The organism is Agarivorans sp. JK6, from assembly GCF_045277145.1.
In the GTDB taxonomy this organism is placed as follows: Bacteria; Pseudomonadota; Gammaproteobacteria; order Enterobacterales; family Celerinatantimonadaceae; genus Agarivorans; species Agarivorans albus.
In genome coordinates, this window is the sequence record NZ_CP113525.1 from 3,858,900 (window position 1) to 3,876,309 (window position 17,410).

Annotated in this window: 18 protein-coding genes; 10 read left to right on the forward strand and 8 right to left on the reverse strand. The window is 44.2% G+C overall.

Annotated features, from left to right (window positions below; genetic code table 11):
* Positions 1–80: 80 nt before the first annotated feature.
* From OV592_RS17725 to tkt, 3 genes are all read right to left on the reverse strand, one after another.
* Positions 81–1,244 (reverse strand): phosphoglycerate kinase, encoded by a 1,164-nt coding sequence (locus OV592_RS17725; RefSeq protein ID WP_406609515.1) that lies wholly within the window; start codon positions 1,242–1,244, stop codon positions 81–83.
* Positions 1,245–1,299: 55 nt separating this feature from the next.
* The gene (gene epd, locus OV592_RS17730) at positions 1,300–2,325 is read right to left on the reverse strand and encodes an erythrose-4-phosphate dehydrogenase (protein WP_406609516.1); all 1,026 of its coding nucleotides are present in this window, start codon (positions 2,323–2,325) and stop codon (positions 1,300–1,302) included.
* Between the two features lie 85 nt (positions 2,326–2,410).
* Positions 2,411–4,405, reverse strand: a complete 1,995-nt coding sequence (gene tkt, locus OV592_RS17735) for a transketolase (protein ID WP_016400867.1) — start codon at positions 4,403–4,405, stop codon at positions 2,411–2,413.
* Positions 4,406–4,611: 206 nt separating this feature from the next.
* Here tkt and OV592_RS17740 point away from each other — a divergent pair, with 206 nt between their 5' ends.
* The 4 genes from OV592_RS17740 (at position 4,612) to OV592_RS17755 (ending at position 8,773) form a co-directional block, all read left to right on the forward strand.
* Positions 4,612–5,883: a chloride channel protein gene (locus OV592_RS17740; RefSeq protein ID WP_406609517.1), complete on the forward strand. Its 1,272-nt coding sequence runs from the start codon at positions 4,612–4,614 to the stop codon at positions 5,881–5,883.
* Positions 5,884–6,156: 273 nt separating this feature from the next.
* Positions 6,157–6,702, forward strand: coding sequence for a hypothetical protein (locus tag OV592_RS17745; RefSeq protein ID WP_406609518.1), 546 nt, complete (start codon positions 6,157–6,159; stop codon positions 6,700–6,702).
* Between the two features lie 360 nt (positions 6,703–7,062).
* A complete protein-coding gene (metK, locus tag OV592_RS17750; RefSeq protein WP_406609519.1) occupies positions 7,063–8,214 on the forward strand; it encodes a methionine adenosyltransferase in 1,152 nt (383 codons plus the stop codon).
* A gap of 91 nt (positions 8,215–8,305) precedes the next feature.
* Positions 8,306–8,773 (forward strand): SprT family zinc-dependent metalloprotease, encoded by a 468-nt coding sequence (locus tag OV592_RS17755; RefSeq protein WP_406609520.1) that lies wholly within the window; start codon positions 8,306–8,308, stop codon positions 8,771–8,773.
* Here OV592_RS17755 and OV592_RS17760 read toward each other — a convergent pair.
* A complete protein-coding gene (locus tag OV592_RS17760; RefSeq protein WP_406609521.1) occupies positions 8,770–9,213 on the reverse strand; it encodes a hypothetical protein in 444 nt (147 codons plus the stop codon). The genes OV592_RS17755 and OV592_RS17760 overlap by 4 nt on opposite strands.
* A gap of 183 nt (positions 9,214–9,396) precedes the next feature.
* On the opposite strand from OV592_RS17760, the gene rsmE reads away from it, so the two are divergent.
* Genes rsmE through ruvX form a run of 4 tightly spaced genes read left to right on the forward strand, consistent with a single transcriptional unit; the run spans position 9,397 to position 12,104 of the window.
* Complete coding sequence (gene rsmE, locus OV592_RS17765; protein WP_406609522.1) at positions 9,397–10,128, forward strand: 16S rRNA (uracil(1498)-N(3))-methyltransferase; 732 nt, start codon at positions 9,397–9,399, stop codon at positions 10,126–10,128.
* Entirely contained in the window at positions 10,129–11,085 is a 957-nt protein-coding gene (gene gshB, locus OV592_RS17770) for a glutathione synthase (protein WP_406609523.1), read from the forward strand.
* A 27-nt stretch (positions 11,086–11,112) separates the two neighbouring features.
* On the forward strand, positions 11,113–11,676 hold the full coding sequence (locus OV592_RS17775; RefSeq protein WP_016400859.1) for a YqgE/AlgH family protein: 564 nt from the start codon (positions 11,113–11,115) through the stop codon (positions 11,674–11,676).
* On the forward strand, positions 11,676–12,104 hold the full coding sequence (gene ruvX / locus OV592_RS17780; RefSeq protein ID WP_016400858.1) for a Holliday junction resolvase RuvX: 429 nt from the start codon (positions 11,676–11,678) through the stop codon (positions 12,102–12,104). The genes OV592_RS17775 and ruvX overlap by 1 nt, the downstream gene beginning before the upstream one ends.
* A 71-nt stretch (positions 12,105–12,175) precedes the next feature.
* Here ruvX and OV592_RS17785 read toward each other — a convergent pair whose 3' ends face one another.
* Positions 12,176–13,585 carry a sodium:alanine symporter family protein gene (locus tag OV592_RS17785; protein ID WP_016400857.1) on the reverse strand — a complete coding sequence of 470 codons (1,410 nt, stop codon included), beginning with the start codon at positions 13,583–13,585 and terminating at the stop codon, positions 12,176–12,178.
* Positions 13,586–13,892: 307 nt separating this feature from the next.
* On the opposite strand from OV592_RS17785, the gene OV592_RS17790 reads away from it, so the two are divergent.
* Complete coding sequence (locus tag OV592_RS17790; protein WP_016400856.1) at positions 13,893–14,060, forward strand: DUF3545 family protein; 168 nt, start codon at positions 13,893–13,895, stop codon at positions 14,058–14,060.
* 51 nt (positions 14,061–14,111) lie between these two features.
* Here OV592_RS17790 and OV592_RS17795 read toward each other — a convergent pair whose 3' ends face one another.
* A complete protein-coding gene (locus OV592_RS17795; protein ID WP_016400855.1) occupies positions 14,112–14,669 on the reverse strand; it encodes a hemerythrin domain-containing protein in 558 nt (185 codons plus the stop codon).
* Between the two features lie 428 nt (positions 14,670–15,097).
* Between OV592_RS17795 and grcA the strand changes: the two genes are divergently transcribed.
* Positions 15,098–15,478 carry an autonomous glycyl radical cofactor GrcA gene (gene grcA / locus OV592_RS17800; protein ID WP_016400854.1) on the forward strand — a complete coding sequence of 127 codons (381 nt, stop codon included), beginning with the start codon at positions 15,098–15,100 and terminating at the stop codon, positions 15,476–15,478.
* A gap of 67 nt (positions 15,479–15,545) precedes the next feature.
* On the opposite strand, the gene tesB is transcribed toward grcA, so the two are convergent.
* Complete coding sequence (gene tesB / locus OV592_RS17805; protein ID WP_152780454.1) at positions 15,546–16,406, reverse strand: acyl-CoA thioesterase II; 861 nt, start codon at positions 16,404–16,406, stop codon at positions 15,546–15,548.
* Positions 16,407–16,761: 355 nt separating this feature from the next.
* Positions 16,762–17,400, reverse strand: a complete 639-nt coding sequence (locus OV592_RS17810; protein ID WP_406609524.1) for a hypothetical protein — start codon at positions 17,398–17,400, stop codon at positions 16,762–16,764.
* Between the last annotated feature and the right edge of the window lie 10 nt (positions 17,401–17,410).

Here is a 17,410-nt window from a genome sequence, read left to right on the forward strand (position 1 = left end):
TCTTATTGATTAAAAATTATTCATTTCTGCATAGAACATTCTAATACAGAAAACGGGAGCCGAAGCTCCCGATCAAGTAATTAGCCTTTTGCACGCTCTTCAAGCATGGCTACAGCTGGTAATACTTTGCCTTCTACAAACTCTAGGAAAGCGCCGCCGCCAGTAGAGATGTAAGAAACATCGGCTTTAATACCAAACTTGTCGATGGCCGCTAGTGTATCACCGCCGCCCGCTACAGAGAAGCCCGCAGATTCTGCGATGGCTTTAGAAATACCCGCAGTACCAGCTTCGAAGTTTTTGAATTCGAATACGCCAACTGGGCCATTCCAAAGGATTGTTTTAGCATTGCCAATAATTTCAGCTAGTGCTGCTGTAGAATCTGGACCTAAGTCGAAGATCATGTCGTCGTCTTGTACTTCAGATACTGGCTTAATTTCTGCTTCTGCGTTTTCGTCAAATGCTTTAGCACATGCAACATCAGTAGCTACTGGAATCGCACACTCTTTCATTAGCTTTTTAGCAGTATCTACTAGGTCAGCTTCGTATAAAGACTTACCTACGTTGTGGCCGTCAGCAGCGATAAAGGTGTTAGCAATACCACCACCTACTACTAGTTGGTCAGCAATTTTAGATAAAGACTCAAGTACGGTTAGTTTAGTAGAAACTTTAGAACCACCAACAATTGCTACTAATGGACGCTCTGGGTTGTCCATCGCTTTACCTAATGCTTCTAGCTCAGCAGCTAAAAGAGGACCAGCACATGCTACAGGAGCGTTAGTACCTACACCGTGAGTTGAAGCTTGGGCGCGGTGAGCAGTACCAAATGCGTCCATAACGAAGATGTCACACAATGCAGCATACTTCTTAGATAGCTCTTCTTCGTTTTTCTTTTCGCCTTTGTTGAAGCGAACGTTCTCAAGAACAACCAACTCACCAGTGTTTAGCTCTAGGCCATTTAGGTAATCTTTAGCTAATTTAACGTCACAGTCTAATGCGTCGTTTAAGTAGTTAACTACAGGAGCTAGAGAGAACTCTTCTGCGTATTCGCCTTCAGTTGGACGACCTAGGTGAGAAGTAACCATTACTTTAGCGCCAGCTTCTAGACAACGCTTGATGGTAGGAAGAGATGCAAGAATACGCGCATCTGAAGTTACTTTTCCGTCTTTTACTGGAACGTTTAGATCAGCACGGATAAATACGCGTTTGCCTGCAAGATCTAAGTCGGTCATTTTGATAATTGACATTATCTGTCCTCTATAGTTTCAATTTAAACTTACAGTTTAGCCAGCATGGCTAAACCTACAATTCCGTGTTACTCATTAACTCTGCGGTGTCTAACATACGGTTGGCAAAGCCCCACTCGTTGTCACACCAGGCCAACACTTTTACTAAATGTTCGCCGCTTACCCGGGTTTGTGAACCGTCTATAATGCTTGAATGACTATCGTGATTAAAATCGATAGACACCAATGGTTCTTCGGTATAACTCAAGATGCCGCTTAATTTACCGCAAGTTGCCGCTTGGATGGCTTGATTTATATCAGAAACTGTAACTTTTTTACACAATGTTACACTTAAGTCCATCGCCGTAACGTTCTGCGTTGGCACCCTTACCGCAATTGCTTCAAATTTACCTGCAAATTTAGGCAAGATCCGCTCTACACCTTTGGCTAGCTTAGTATCAACAGGGATAATTGATTGCCCTGCAGCACGTGTTCTACGTAAGTCTGTATGGTAGGCATCAATCACTTGTTGGTCGTTCATTGCCGAGTGAATTGTAGTAATAGTACCACATTCAACCCCAAAGGCTTCATCTAAGACCTGTATCACCGGCACAATGCAATTGGTGGTACAAGAGCCATTTGACACCACTTTATCGACTGCACTTAATAGCTGGTCATTTACACCATAGACTACTGTTTGGTCTACGCAAGGATCGGCAGGATGAGAAAACAAAACTTTCTTAGCACCCGCGTCAATATGCATTTGCGCATCGGCTACCGAGCTAAAACGGCCAGTACACTCCATCACAATATCTACTTCCAGATCTTGCCAAGGTAGTGTGCTGGGATCGCTTTGATGTAGCAGCTGTATAACTTGCCCTTCCACCAGCAATGTTTCGCCTTGTAGTAGTACATCTTCGGCAAAAGTACCGTGAGTAGAATCGTACTTAAGCAGGTGAGCCATGGCTTCTGGGCTTGCCAATTCGTTAATCGCGACAATTTTGATTTGATGCTGACGATGAGATTCAAAAAGAGCGCGAACCACACTTCGGCCTATACGACCAAACCCGTTAATGGCTACTCTAATAGCTTGCTTAGGCATACATATCGCCTTTTGATAACGCTGAAACAAAGAACCCTCTTAGCAGAGGGTTCTATTTTTTACTGAACTTACACCAAGCTAGCGCTTATAGTAGTTCGTTAGCCATGCTCACTAAGTTTTCTTTAGTGAAGCCAAATAGCTTGAATAGTTCACCAGCAGGCGCTGATTCACCAAAGGTGGTCATACCTAGAACTTTGCCGTCGAAGCCAACGTACTTGTACCAGAAGTCAGCAATACCGGCTTCTACTGCAATACGCTTGCGCACAGCATTAGGTAGTACAGATTCACGGTATTCAGCAGATTGCGCATCAAATACATCGGTAGCAGGCATAGACACTACTCGTACCGCTTTACCAGCAGCAGTCAGCTCTTCGTAAGCCGCAACCGCTAGTTCTACTTCAGAACCGGTCGCAATTAAGATTAACTCTGGTGTACCTGCACTGTCTTTAAGCACGTAACCACCACGTGCTACGTCAGCTAACTGCTGAGCATCACGCGCTTGCGGCGCTAGACCTTGGCGAGAGAAAATTAGTGAGGTTGGGCCGTCGCTGCGTTCTACCGCATGACGCCAAGCTACTGCAGACTCAACCGAGTCACATGGGCGCCAGGTGCTCATGTTAGGCGTTAAGCGTAAGCTTGCAGTTTGCTCTACTGCTTGGTGAGTTGGGCCATCTTCGCCCAAACCAATTGAATCGTGCGTGTATACAAAAATCGCAGGTTGCTTCATTAATGCAGCCATACGCAAAGCGTTACGCGCGTATTCCATAAACATTAAGAAAGTTGCACCGTAAGCTTTTAGGCCGCCGTGCAAAGTAATGCCGTTCATAATGGCCGACATACCAAACTCACGAACACCGTAGTGCATGTAGTTGCCTGAAGCATCTTCAGCAGTAACAGCTTCAGATCCAGACCACATAGTAAGGTTAGATGGCGCTAAGTCAGCACTACCACCTAGTAGCTCTGGCAATTTAGGACCAAAGGCTTCTAGTGTTTTTTGTGAAGATTGGCGGGTAGCAATTTTAGCTTGGCTTTCTTGCAACTCGCTAATGTAGTTATCGGCAAATTCTTTCCAGTCGGCAGGTAGTTGACCATCAACACGACGCTTAAATTCAGCAGCCAATGCTGGGTGAGCAGCTTCATAACCAGCAAATAACTGATTCCATTCAGATTGCGCCTTCTCACCATTAGGTTTGGCATCCCACGCTTGATAAACATCTTGTGGAATATCAAAAGCAGCGTGTGGCCAGTTTAAGAATTCGCGGGCAGCTGCGATTTCTTCAGCGCCTAATGGAGCACCGTGACAATCGTGGCTACCAGATTTGTTTGGCGAACCAAAACCAATCACAGTTTTACAACAAATCATGGTTGGGCGAGTAGTTTCAGCTTGAGCAGCTTTAATTGCAGCGCTAATAGCTTCACTGTCGTGACCATCTACGCCACCAATTACGTGCCAACCGTAGGATTCAAAACGCTTAACGGTGTCATCGGTAAACCAACCTTCAACTTCACCATCAATCGAGATGCCGTTGTCATCCCAAAATGCGATAAGTTTGCCTAAGCCTTGAGTACCCGCCAAAGAACATGCTTCGTGCGAGATACCTTCCATCAAACAACCGTCACCAAGGAAAGTGTAAGTGTAGTGATCAACTACTGGGAAGCCATCGCGGTTAAATTGAGCCGCTAAGATTTTCTCGGCTAGCGCCATACCAACTGCGTTGGTAATACCTTGGCCTAATGGGCCAGTGGTGGTTTCTACGCCAGGTGCATATCCGTACTCTGGGTGACCAGGCGTTTTAGAATGCAGCTGACGGAAGTTTTTAAGCTCTTCAATAGGTAGCTGATACCCAGAAAGGTGCAGTAGAGAATACAGCAACATTGAGCCATGGCCGTTAGATAGAATAAAGCGGTCACGGTCTGCCCAGTTTGGGTCAGTTGGGTTATGTTTCAAAAAGTCGCGCCATAGAACTTCAGCAATGTCTGCCATTCCCATTGGTGCACCAGGGTGACCAGAGTTAGCTTGCTGAACTGCATCCATGCTTAAAGCACGAATAGCGTTGGCGTATTGACGACGAGAAGACATGAATTTCTCCTGCAAATATTAGGGCTATTGGGTATCGAGAGGCGCGTATTGTCACAAAGTCAACGGTGTTACTCAATATTTATCTAAAAAGAATCTCCAGTTTTATGCATTTTTTCTGCTGAATGCTTAAGCAATCGCATATTTACAGTTTGAATCTTCGTGATAAAGTCTTGATATAAGAACCAAACAAGGACGTTAAACAAAAAATGGCGAACAACTTTGCTTTTCGCAGCCGCAGTTTTTTTGTTTACCTGTTCATAGGTTTGTTCTCCAGTGGCTTAGCATTATTGTTTAGTGATCTCGCCCACCTAAATCCTAATCAGTTTCTTGATTCGCCCTTACCTGCTTATTCACTGCCCTTTATTGCAGCTATTTGTATTCTGTTGTTTGAGCGCTTATTTAGTCTTTACAAACAAGTGGGTTTAATTTTTGTAGTGAAGGCATATCACTTTGATGAGGGGCAGCTGCACTGGGGTAACCTGATATACCAGTTTGCGGTAGGCCTGCTATTAACGTGGGGTGGCTATGCTGTGGGAATAGTAGGCCCAGCCTGTTATCTAAGTGCGGTTGTTGCCAGTAATTTGTCTTACTCCGCGCGCTTAACCGAAGGTCAAGTACGCTTAAGTGTTGCATGTGGCACTGCCGCGGCAGTAGCGGCTTTATTTAATGCGCCATTGGCCGGTACGGTGATAGCTTATGAATTGGTGATGCGCCGCTTTAATTGGCGCTCTATCGCCACCATAGCGGTGGTGGCAGCAACAGCTAGCGTTATATCGCAATTGCATGGTGGAAGCATGTTAACAATTAACCTGCCTCCGCAGTCTTTTGAATGGCATGGTTTAGCGCAGTTTGCCTTACTCGGCATGTTGTGTGGTGTATTTGCTACTTTGCTGGTTAAGCTTATTCGCGCCATGCCTAAACTTAACCGCAACTATGCAGTAACTATTGCGGCTAGTGTGACCGCTTTAGCAGGACTGCTAAACCCTCAATGGTTAGGTTTAGAACCTATTACGCCAAACGGTTTACTTTATTGGGAGCTAGACCTTGGCCAACAGCACCTCTGGTTATTAGCTAGGATCATCTTAACCACTGTAGCTTTAGCCTTTGCCCTACCCGGTGGCAGTTTAGGCCCCATGTTGGTAATTGGCGGTATTTTAGGCAGTATCATTGGCGAGGTTATTCCTAACAGCGCAGACTTAATGCTAGTGATAGTAGGTATGGGCGCCATGTTTGGCGCAGTATTTCGCACTCCCTGGGCAGCGTTTTTACTAATTACCGAACAAACCATGCAGGTTGAAATTGTTATTCCAGCCATAGTGGCGTGTTTGTGCGCCAGTGCTATTGCCAAATATATCTTCCGTTCACCCAGTTTAATTGAGCAGCAACTACTCAATGCGCAAATCCGCTTAATCAATAGCCCCGTTCTAGTTAAAGAAGAAAACAAAACGCTAGATAGTGAACAGTTGCAGCAAAGTTAAATGTAAGTAGCTAGATAAACTGAGCAGCGCTCTCCCAACAAATGCAGAAACGAATAGCTCAGTCCCAGCATTACAAATAGCAAAACCCTAACCAGCAAAAATGAGCCGATAATACCTGTCAAATAAGACAAGAAAGGAGCTATTCACCGGAAAAACTAGGCGAAATGAAAATGAGAACGGTATCACAGAAAAATACGATAGGCTTGCAGGCTTAAGTGTTCTAGAATGACACGGATATTAATAGTGGCTTTGTATTTTATAGGGATTTTTTTTATGCGCCGCCCAGTTGTACTGTTAATAATGGCTTGGTTTTCAGGTCACGTTTTTGCTGCCGTAAATACCGACACCACCACCTTTCAAGCTAATAGTAGAGTGATTAAAAGCTTCACCGATGAACATGGTGAAACGACCAAGCACATACCTAGCATCAAAAAGTTCGATGCTGGCCAATACTTCTATTCACAAACTCTTAAGTACCACGACTTTGTTTGGTCATGTAAAGAATACGATGATGGCGGCCAGTGCCTAGATTTAACCCGTAGCCCTCGTCCTCCGATTCGCTTAGTCTCTTTTGTGCATGACCGAAATGACCAAAGTAAAATTCAAGCTGATTTAGTGCTGCTTTATAACCAGCAGAACGACAAAAAAATTGAGCTAATTAACTTGAGTGAAGACAGAGCCGCTCGTAGCAAGTATCAAGTTTCTACTCTGCCGGTCGTAGTGATTGTGCGTGGCGACGAAGAAATCGCTCGAAAAACCGGACTTGAAACCAGGCAAAACATGAGCAACTGGATCAAGCACGAGCTGAGCAAACCCTAACAACGCAACTTGCACTCAAAATTGTACACTTAGCCGCTTTCAAAGTGGCTAAGTGATTTGTAGTTCAAGCTAAGCTCTAACAACCACCATCTATAGTCTTTTCTATGCAGTGCTCTGTATCTGCCGTTCTGACATACCACCAGCCCCTAAAGATAGCTAAGCGATTAGCAACAAAATAGTTTTTGCTAAGATCTTAAAATTGAAAGCCTGCGTATTAATGGACAAATTCAATAAAACTAATCGGCCAATGTGAATTATTTTCATTAATAAGCGCTAGCAAATCTTTTACCCCTCACTTAGAATAGACGTCCAGATGGTAAAACATCCATACGTATATAATTCCATTTACGAGATATAAACATGGCTACTCATTTATTTACTTCAGAATCAGTGTCTGAAGGGCATCCAGACAAAATTGCAGATCAAATCTCCGATGCAGTATTGGACGCAATCTTAGAGCAAGACCCAAAGGCACGTGTAGCCTGTGAAACCTATGTAAAAACCGGCATGGTAATGGTAGGCGGCGAAATCAATACCTCAGCCTGGGTTGATATCGAAGAACTTGCTCGCTCAACAGTACGTGACATTGGCTACACCCACTCAGATATGGGTTTTGATGCTGACTCTTGCGCTGTGCTTAACGTTGTGGGCAAACAAAGCCCAGACATTAACCAAGGTGTAGACCGCTCACGCCCAGAAGATCAAGGCGCTGGTGACCAAGGTTTAATGTTTGGTTATGCCACCAACGAAACCGACGTGTTAATGCCTGCACCAATTACTTACTCACACTTGCTGGTTAAGCGCCAAGCAGAAGTGCGCAAAAATGGCACGCTTGACTGGTTACGCCCAGATGCTAAATCACAAGTTACCTTTGCTTACGAGAATGGCATTATCACTGGCATTGACGCTGTAGTTTTGTCTACACAGCACTGTGACAGTATTTCTACTACCGATTTACGTGAAGCCGTAATGGAAGAAATCATTAAGCCAGTACTACCTGCACAGTGGCTTAACGATAAGACCCAGTTTCACATTAACCCTACTGGCCGCTTTGTAATTGGTGGCCCAATGGGTGATTGTGGCTTAACCGGTCGTAAAATTATTGTAGACACTTACGGCGGCATGGCACGTCATGGTGGCGGTGCATTCTCTGGTAAAGATCCTTCAAAAGTTGACCGCAGTGCCGCATATGCTGGCCGCTATGTAGCTAAAAATATTGTTGCCGCAGGTTTAGCCGATCGCTGTGAGATTCAAGTATCGTATGCAATTGGTGTAGCGGAGCCGACTTCAATCAGCATTGATACCTTTGGCACTGGCAAAATTGCCGATGACAAATTAGTGGCTCTAGTGCGTAAGCACTTTGACCTGCGCCCTTACGGTATTTTAAGCATGCTAGATTTGGAGCGCCCAATCTATAAAGCAACCGCTGCTTACGGTCACTTTGGTCGTGAAGAGTTCCCTTGGGAAGCGACTGATAAAGCAGAACTACTAAAGAGTGAAGCTGGCTTATAAGCTATTGCTCACTCGTTAAATTAAGCCGAAAGCGTATAATCGTCGATTATCCTTTCGGCTTTTTTATTGGCTAAGTCTAAGAATTCAATTTGTGCAGCAATTAACTCATCAAGTAGAACAGTGCTTTAGGCTGGCTGAAAGCTATTTTAAGCAAAGCTTTCAGCGCCCCGAGCTGGTGCTGTCATCGCGAAAAAGTAAAGTGGCGGGCAGTGCCAATTTAAGCCAATGGCGCTTGCGTTTTAACGCCCACTTTTATCAGCAGCAACCAGAACACTTTTTAGCACAAACCGTCCCTCATGAAGTGGCTCATCTGGTCTGCCACGCGGTTTACGGTCGAGTAAAACCCCACGGTGTAGAATGGCAACAGATAATGCAGCAGGTTTTTAACTGCCCCGCAGCTACCACTCACAACTACTCACTAGAACAACTACAGCTAAGCAGTTTTGAATATCGCTGTGCCTGCCAAGTTCATCAATTAAGCGTTCGGCGTCATAACAAAGTGCTAAAAGGGGCCAGTTATCAATGTCGAAACTGCCAACAACCACTCTTTCAATGCTAAGTTTGTTCACTCGCTATACAACTCTCTTTTGAAATCACCTTCGTAGGTAAGCCATTACGACCACCTTTAAGGTCAACCATAAAGCCTAAGCCATCGTTAAGTGCAGAGTTCTCTAAGTAATTACTTTCGTCACAAACAACTTTAGTAAGCCAGCTTTCCATTATACCGACTGAATTTGCAGTCCAGCCCCTACGTTTATCACGAAGCCTGCGTTCAATAACCAAAACATCTCCTTTGAAATAACATTGCTGGCGTAAATAAGGAGGAGTTTCCACGTCGGTATTACAATGGCTTAATACCAGCTCCTTGGTCTCTTCTGATATTGAAGATGCAGGATCAGCTTGATAAGCCAACGCAATGCTCTCTGCATTTTGATTTAGGTTCGCACAGCCACTAAAGAGAAATAAAGAGGCTAGAGGTAAAGTCCATTTAATAAACAACACGATTTCCTTTTCGTTATCGACAAAAGCAACAATATGAAGGAATCAGGATATAAATCAACAAATAATACAAAATAACTGTAATTCTAGTTTTGCTATTCTAGGCTTAACTACTTTTTAGGTTTATCCTTTAACGGTCAAATCCTTAACCATTACAACAACCCAAAGGGCCTATTTTTCACCATGCGCATTCCACGAATTTTCCACTCTCAGCCGCTCTCGCTAAACATGGTCACAGAGCTTGATGATGAAGCAGCCAATCACGTTGGGCGGGTACTGCGCATGGAAACAGGCCAGCAACTTGAGCTGTTTAATAACGATGGCAATAACTACGCAGCACAAATAGAAAGCGCCAGTAAAAAGCATGTGTCGGTGAAAATTACCGCAGCTACCGCTAACCCTAGCGAGTCTCCTCTGCATATCCATCTAGGCCAAGTGATTTCTCGTGGTGACAGAATGGAATTTACCATTCAAAAATCTGTGGAATTGGGAGTAAATAAAATCACTCCTCTCACCAGCGAGCGTTGTGGGGTCAAGCTCAACCAAGAGCGCTTTGAGAAGAAGCGCCAACAATGGCAAAAAATTGCTATTGCTGCTTGCGAGCAGTCGGGGCGCAGTGTTGTGCCAGAAATAGCACCACTACAAAGCCTAGAGCAATGGGCCAGTGAAGAGTCTGCCGCTATGAAGTTGAATTTGCACCCAAAGGCCCCATATAGCATTAAGACCCTGCCAACTCCTGAACACGGAGTAAGGCTACTTATTGGGCCAGAAGGTGGCTTAAGCGAGCAAGAAATTGAGAACTGCAATCAGCATCAGTTTCAAGAGACAATTTTAGGGCCGCGGGTACTGCGAACCGAAACCGCAGCCCTTACGGCTATAACCGCTTTGCAATGTCAATTTGGAGACTTAGCATAAATGAGCATTAAACTTGGTATCGTGATGGATCCCATCGCCGACATTAACATCAAAAAAGATTCTAGTTTCGCCATGTTGCTAGAAGCTCAATCACGCGGCTACGAGATTTACTACATGGAGATGCAAGATCTCTATTTAGATGGCGGCAGAGCTGCAGCGAATATGCGCCCATTAGCCGTACAACATGACGAGCAATCATGGTATGAATTAGGCAGTGAAGTGGATCAAAGCTTGAGTGAGCTAGATGTCATTTTAATGCGTAAAGATCCTCCATTTGATACCGAGTTTATCTACGCTACATATATTTTAGAGCGCGCTGAAGCTGAGGGCAGCTTAATCATTAACAAGCCGCAAAGCTTACGCGACGCTAACGAGAAATTGTTTACTGCTTGGTTTGCCGAGTTTACCCCAACTACGCTAGTTAGCAGTGATATGCCGCGCTTAAAAGCTTTCCACCAGCAACACAAAGACGTCATTATGAAACCGCTAGATGGCATGGGCGGCGCATCTATCTTTCGCCTAAAAGAAGGCGACCCAAATGTTGGCGTGATACTCGAAACGCTCACTAATCATGGTCAAGAGTACTGCATGGCGCAGAAATTCATCCCAGAGATTGTAGATGGCGATAAACGCATTTTGATCGTAGATGGCGAGCCTATGCCCTATTGCTTAGCGCGCATTCCATCGAAAGGCGAAACCCGTGGCAACTTGGCTGCAGGTGGCCGAGGTGTTGCTCAACCACTATCAGACAGTGACTGGCACATCGCTAATGCCATAGGCCAGGCTCTAAAAGAAAAAGGCTTAGTATTTGTAGGCTTAGATGTGATTGGCGATAAGGTGACTGAAATAAACGTCACTAGCCCTACCTGCATCAAAGAAATTGAAGCAGCCTACGATATTTCCATTACCGGTAAGTTAATGGATGCAATAGAAGCTAGACTTAAATCATCAACCTAAGTAGTTAAAAGGGTTAATTTGGACGCAATGAACACTTTGCAGAATCAGTTTTTAATCGCCATGCCTAGCCTAGAAGACCCCTTCTTCAAACGCTCGGTAGTCTATATGTGTGAACATAATGAAGAAGGCGCAATGGGCCTGGTGATTAATGTACCGGTAGACTTGTCGGTAGAATCGCTGCTGCAACAAATAGAACTGCAAGACCAAGTAGAAATGATCCGTGAAGATTTGGACCGCCCGGTTTATCAAGGCGGTCCTGTGTCGCAGGAGCGAGGCTTTGTGCTGCACTCACCGGTAAAAGGCTTTAGCAGCAGCTTAAAAGTGAGTGAAGAGCTCATGGTCACCACATCTAAGGACGTGCTCGACACCTTAGGCACTGATTCCCAGCCCAGTGATTATATCGTCACCTTAGGTTATGCCAGCTGGGAAGCGGGACAGCTGGAGCAAGAGATTGCTGAAAACTCTTGGCTAACCTTACCGGCCAGTACCGACATTATTTTCTCAACCCCCATTCACAAACGTTGGGAAGCCGCGGCCAAAAGTTTGGGCATTGATATCTGGCAATTATCTAACCAAGTAGGTCACGCTTAATGGCCAGATCTGGAGAGCGCTCAGCCCTTGCTTTTGACTTTGGAACCAAAAGTATTGGTGTTGCCATCGGTCAAGAGTTAACGGGCTCAGCTAAGCCGCTGGCCGCCATCAAAGCTCAAGATGGCATTCCAAATTGGCAAACTTTAGAAGAACTGCTCAAGCTATGGCAGCCCGATCTACTGGTAATTGGTTTGCCGCTTAACATGGACGGCACCGAGCAAGATCTCACCAACCGAGCCAAGAAGTTCGCCAACCGCCTACATGGCCGTTTTGGCTACCCAATTGCGATGCAAGATGAGCGCTTGACCACGGTAGACGCCAAAGAAAAGTTATTTGAGTTAGGCGGTTATAAAGCCTTAGAAAAAGGCGCTGTAGATAGCCTAGCCGCCGCCTTAATTTTTGAAAGCTGGTGCGCCGAGCAATACTAGTAGTTCACTTAAATTAGTTAATAAAAAGCCTCGATATTATCGAGGCTTTTTTGTTTGAAGAACTAAGCCTTCTATTTACTTGAGCCAGACCAAATATCTTTATCTATTTGCTGTTTCAATTCTGGGTACTCGTCGCTGTTGAAACTTGGCACTTTGCCAGCGTCTAGCTGACGATTGTAGTCAGAGGCTAGTTTCACTACCACACCAGAGAGCATCAAAATTGCCACAAGGTTAACTAGCGCCATAAAGCCCATAGATACATCAGCTAAATTCCAAATAATGTCAATCTTCACCACTGCGCCTACCATTACCATTGCTAGTACCAATAAACGGAAGATCCACAAACCGGCTTTATGGTTGTGCTCTAAGAAGATTAAGTTAGTTTCTGCATACGAGTAGTTACCCACTATCGATGTGAAAGCAAAGAAAATAATCGCAATACCGACAAAGTAGCTTCCCCAGGCACCCACTTGACCACTTAAAGCTTGCTGGGTTAGTGCAATGCCATCACCGGTAAGTTGCTCGTTATGGCTAAGCAAAATAATCGCTGCAGTGGCAGTACAAATCACCACAGTGTCGATAAATACCCCAAGCATTTGCACATAGCCCTGAGAAGCAGGGTGTGGTGGATAGGGCGTTGCTGTGGCAGCTGCATTAGGCGCACTACCCATACCAGCTTCATTAGAGAATAAGCCACGCTTAATACCGTTCATCATAGCCGCACCTAAAGCACCAGCACCAGCCTCCTCAAAACCAAAAGCCGAGCGGAAGATAAGGCCGAACACCTCTGGCATTTGTTGAATATTCGCCAATACAACCAGCAAGGCCACTACCACATAAGCTAAGGCCATCACTGGCACCACCAACTCGGCAAAACGAGCGATGCTGCGAATACCGCCAAAAATAATTAGCGCAGCCGCTATCACCAGTACTAAGCCTACTAGGTATTTCTCAAAGCCAAATGCTTCATGCAAAGCAGAGGCGATAGAGTTAGCTTGTACGGCGTTAAACACCAAGCCAAATGCAATAATTAGACAAATGGCAAATACCACGCCCATCCAACGTTTGCCTAAGCCTTGTTCCATGTAATAAGACGGGCCACCGCGAAAATTACCATCGCTGTCTTTTACTTTATAAAGCTGGGCTAAGCTGCTTTCAGCAAAGCTAGTTGCCATACCCAACAAGGCGATTAGCCACATCCAAAATACCGCTCCAGGCCCACCTAAGGTTACCGCAACAGCCACACCAGCTAAATTACCGGTACCTACCCGCGCCGCAAGACTAGTACATAAAGCTTGAAATGAGGAGATACCACTAGCATCACATTTACGGCTAGACTTCATTACCGAAAACATATGACCAAAATGGCGAAATTGAATAAATTTGGTTCTTACAGTGAACAACACACCCGTACCCAACAACAAGTAGATGAGCAAGTTGCCCCACAACACATCGTTTAACCAGTTCACAATCTCATTCATGGTTCGGATTCACCTTACGTTTAATGTTGGTTAAAAACCTAAGCTAGGTTTGAATGGACGCGGATTTTAAGGAACTGCGCGCGACTATGCTTTGATATATAACAAAAACAAGATAAAAACTCACATTGATATAAATTAACGGTATAAAAATCCAGAGCTACAAATAGCAACTACAGATAAAGCTTAGAAAATCTCGCAAAAAAAGCCTAAAAAAGTGAGCCACTGTAACTATTTTGCAACATTAGTATTTTACTTTTTGTGCTCGTATGGTACTTATTAAATTGCAACAACATACAAGGAGATAACCATGGATAGGCTAGACTTGGATACTGTTGAAACCAGCAAATCTTCTCGCAGTTCAAATAAGAAACGTAAGTGGCGAGAGATTGAGGCAATTAAAGATAAGATTCGCTTACAAAAAGAACTACAGTCAATCGACCACAGTTTTGATCTTCAATCAGAGTACGAATACTAAACAAAAAAACCCGGCTTTAGCCGGGTTTTTTATTTGCTTAAATTATACTCTTTACTCTTCTTCTTGAGGTTGAGACAGCTTAATTCGCTCAGACAAAGCTTTATATTGCTCATGAACACGGTGACCAAATAATGGGTCTTCGTAATTACCGTGCTGCCAGCTTTGCTCAATTGCGCGCCAATCATCCGCTGTAAGGTGGCGTTTTAAGGCAGGGAAAACAACATCCTCTTCGTAATTAAGGTGTTCCCACTGAGCATTAATAAAGGCTTCCAGCTTGTCACTAAATTGATCCAGTGGAACCACTGCGTCAAGCAAGATGATATCTAAGATATCGCTCAACTCATCGGTCATCGCCATAAGATTTTCATGCTGCTTCTTAAGTTGATTGGATAAATCATCCTCTACTACACGGTATTTCACGTAGTAATCATAAATAAGATCTTCTTTAGGGTGGTGATAACGGTCTGCGTACTCTTGCATGTAGCTAATGATATGGGCGATCAACTTATATTTAACCGCTTTTTCATTGCGAATATGAGCCAACTTCTGCTCTAACACCTTCAGCAATTTAGCGATATTTTGATGATCTTGTTGAAGACTTTGTAACATTGCTTCTCCTTGGCTAACCAGCACTTTTCAAATCAGTATAAAGGACTCACCGTTGTACTATTATTGCGCTAGATCGTTTATTAGACAGATTTGCTTTTCGCTCAGTTCACACTTTTTAAGATAAACACGCCAAAAAGCGGGTTTGTACTGTTTGTTAACTACTAAGCCATAAAAAACAAATGCTTGTATAACACATCAATGATAAACGCTTATTTCTTATTCAAGCACAGCTCAAGGCACTAACACAAGCAATCAAACCTCCTCTTAACCTTAATCAACAAAGATAATAATAAAATTCAAAAAAAACCCTTTTTTGATTAAGGTCAATTGTAGTATAGTTACAGCAAGTGGCGATAATGATTCGTAAGTGGCTCAAAGATCGCTATATTCTGTAATAAAATTACAACTTTTAGCTAATGAGGTATGTTATGACCACCGGTATTCAAATCACTAAAGCAGATAACGACGCACTATTAGGTTCTTTTTGGCTACTAGACAACGAGCAAAATCAAGCTCGCTGCCTATGTGTAAAAGACGAGCTATACGCTGAAGATGAAGTGGTAGCTATCGATAAACTAGGTCAAATCGAATATCGCGAAGTACCAATGAAAGCTCAGCCAATCGAAGAAGGTGGCCAACACCTAAACGTTAACGTTCTTCGTCGCGAAACGTTAGAAGATGCAGTTAAGCACCCAGAGAAATACCCGCAGCTTACTATTCGTGTTTCTGGTTACGCTGTTCGCTTCAACTCTCTAACTACTGAGCAACAACAAGACGTAATTACGCGTACTTTTACTGAATCACTATAAGACTCAGTAACTAAAACGAAAAAAGCATGCCTAGGCATGCTTTTTTGTTATCTAGGCTCTACACAAGCTAACTTCGTTCTCTAATTACGCCTTCTTGGATGGTAGACGCAACCAGCTTGCCATCACGAGTAAAGAACTGCCCTCTTACCAATCCTCGGCCATTAGATGCTGCAGGGCTATCCACCACATACAATAACCATTCGTCTAAGCGAAAATCATGGTGAAACCACATACTGTGATCAATGGTTGCGGTTTGCATCTGCGGCTCAATAAATGAGCGCCCATGAGGCTGCAAAGCAGTAGGCAAAAAGTTAAAGTCAGATGCATAGGCCAATAAATAGCGATGAATCCGCCCGTCATCGGGCATTTGGCCATTAGCCTTAAACCATACACAACGTTTAGCGGCGAGTTTTTCTGGCTGGAGGGGATTAACAAACTCCACCGGACGCATCTCTAACGGCTTATCACAAATGAACTTGTCACGCACTGCATCGGGTAGCATGTCACGCAGCTGAAAAGCATACTCTTGCTCTGATTGCAGTTCTTCTGGAGCTGCGACGTCAGGCATTTCATCTTGGTGTTCAAAACCAGTAGACGGCTGCTGAAAAGACGCCGTCATATAGAAAATAGGCTTACCAAATTGAATCGCTTTAACACGGCGAGTAGATACACTGCGACCATCACGAATGCTTTCTATGTCGTAAACGATGCGATGATTTGGATCGCCCGGTCGTAAAAAGTAAGAGTGGAAAGAGTGAACCTGGCGCTTTTCACTCACTGTTTCTTTAGCGGCAGACAAGGCCTGCCCCATTACTTGGCCGCCAAATACTGCACCAAAGCCTAAATCTTGGCTATGCCCGCGAAATAGGCCTTCTTCAATGCGCTCTAAGCTTAATAGCTCGAGCAAATCTTTTAACACTTTACTCATAGTTTTCGTATTTTGTTCTAGCAATCTTTGCAATATGCGTGAGAACGCTGCAAAGATCAACTTGATAGCTAAGCGATATTTATTTGACTAACTAGGGTCTGTTGATCTTTGGTGTTGAAATTTTGTTCGAGATAAGCGGGCTTTAATCGCGGCGAGTACTTAGAAGCCTAGTGGGCTAAGCTAGAAGTGCTTAACAAAGAGTAAAGTTCGCTTATCTGAACCCTTCCGGCAGCATTTATTAGCCATTTATTCAGCGTTAGCGAGTGATTATTAAGCCCACTTAACTGCACACTCACTGCCTTGCCTAAATGGCTAATAAATTGCTGCAAAAACCATCAGCAAAGATCAACAGGCCCTAGTCACTAATCAGCAACGGCACTTGCGTTAATTGAGCCAACTGAGTGGCGAAATGTACCAGCTGCTCAATAGCTTGCTCAATATCATTAACTTGTTGATGCTTACCGGCATTACGTGCCGCAACTAGCTCTTGGCTTAACTGCTCAGCCAACTCGCCATAAGAAGCTTGAAAAGCCTCTGGGCATTGCTGAATCACTAGGCTAATCGCGGCTGAGTCGTGATACAAAAACTCTATGCCAGCAAAGTCATTGCTAGACCAACGCATCTGCGAATACTGCATAATAGTAAAGTACAGCTCAAACCAGCTGTTATAACCCGCCCCCAGCTGATAATAATCGTCATCAAAGTGATGATAGAGAACATTAAAACTAGTTAGCTGATTCTGCGGCTGGGTGAATTGCCAATCCATAAAGTTATACGCTGGCTGCAAAGGCCCATTTGCAAGGCGCATTAAGCTGTCCAGTTCGCCATGAATGCAGCGAAACATTAGACTAACCTCACCAGATTGATCAACTAATTCCGCGTAACTCAATTGCTGCTCAGCACTTTGTTGGTAGTGCCAAGCATTACTAGGCTCAGCGTTTGTAGCAGCGCTTATTAAACCACTCACTATGCTAATTATCAGGCTGGCTTTCATGCTTTCACCA

Coding starts and splice junctions, on each gene's coding strand:
- OV592_RS17795 (WP_016400855.1), bottom strand. CDS start 14,669: ATGTTACAAAGTCTTCAACAAGATCATCAAAATATCGCTAAATTGCTG.
- OV592_RS17775 (WP_016400859.1), top strand. CDS start 11,113: ATGAACACTTTGCAGAATCAGTTTTTAATCGCCATGCCTAGCCTAGAA.
- OV592_RS17810 (WP_406609524.1), bottom strand. CDS start 17,400: ATGAAAGCCAGCCTGATAATTAGCATAGTGAGTGGTTTAATAAGCGCT.
- metK (WP_406609519.1), top strand. CDS start 7,063: ATGGCTACTCATTTATTTACTTCAGAATCAGTGTCTGAAGGGCATCCA.
- rsmE (WP_406609522.1), top strand. CDS start 9,397: ATGCGCATTCCACGAATTTTCCACTCTCAGCCGCTCTCGCTAAACATG.
- ruvX (WP_016400858.1), top strand. CDS start 11,676: ATGGCCAGATCTGGAGAGCGCTCAGCCCTTGCTTTTGACTTTGGAACC.
- tesB (WP_152780454.1), bottom strand. CDS start 16,406: ATGAGTAAAGTGTTAAAAGATTTGCTCGAGCTATTAAGCTTAGAGCGC.
- gshB (WP_406609523.1), top strand. CDS start 10,129: ATGAGCATTAAACTTGGTATCGTGATGGATCCCATCGCCGACATTAAC.
- epd (WP_406609516.1), bottom strand. CDS start 2,325: ATGCCTAAGCAAGCTATTAGAGTAGCCATTAACGGGTTTGGTCGTATA.
- OV592_RS17745 (WP_406609518.1), top strand. CDS start 6,157: ATGCGCCGCCCAGTTGTACTGTTAATAATGGCTTGGTTTTCAGGTCAC.
- OV592_RS17740 (WP_406609517.1), top strand. CDS start 4,612: ATGGCGAACAACTTTGCTTTTCGCAGCCGCAGTTTTTTTGTTTACCTG.
- OV592_RS17790 (WP_016400856.1), top strand. CDS start 13,893: ATGGATAGGCTAGACTTGGATACTGTTGAAACCAGCAAATCTTCTCGC.
- OV592_RS17785 (WP_016400857.1), bottom strand. CDS start 13,585: ATGAATGAGATTGTGAACTGGTTAAACGATGTGTTGTGGGGCAACTTG.
- tkt (WP_016400867.1), bottom strand. CDS start 4,405: ATGTCTTCTCGTCGTCAATACGCCAACGCTATTCGTGCTTTAAGCATG.
- grcA (WP_016400854.1), top strand. CDS start 15,098: ATGACCACCGGTATTCAAATCACTAAAGCAGATAACGACGCACTATTA.
- OV592_RS17725 (WP_406609515.1), bottom strand. CDS start 1,244: ATGTCAATTATCAAAATGACCGACTTAGATCTTGCAGGCAAACGCGTA.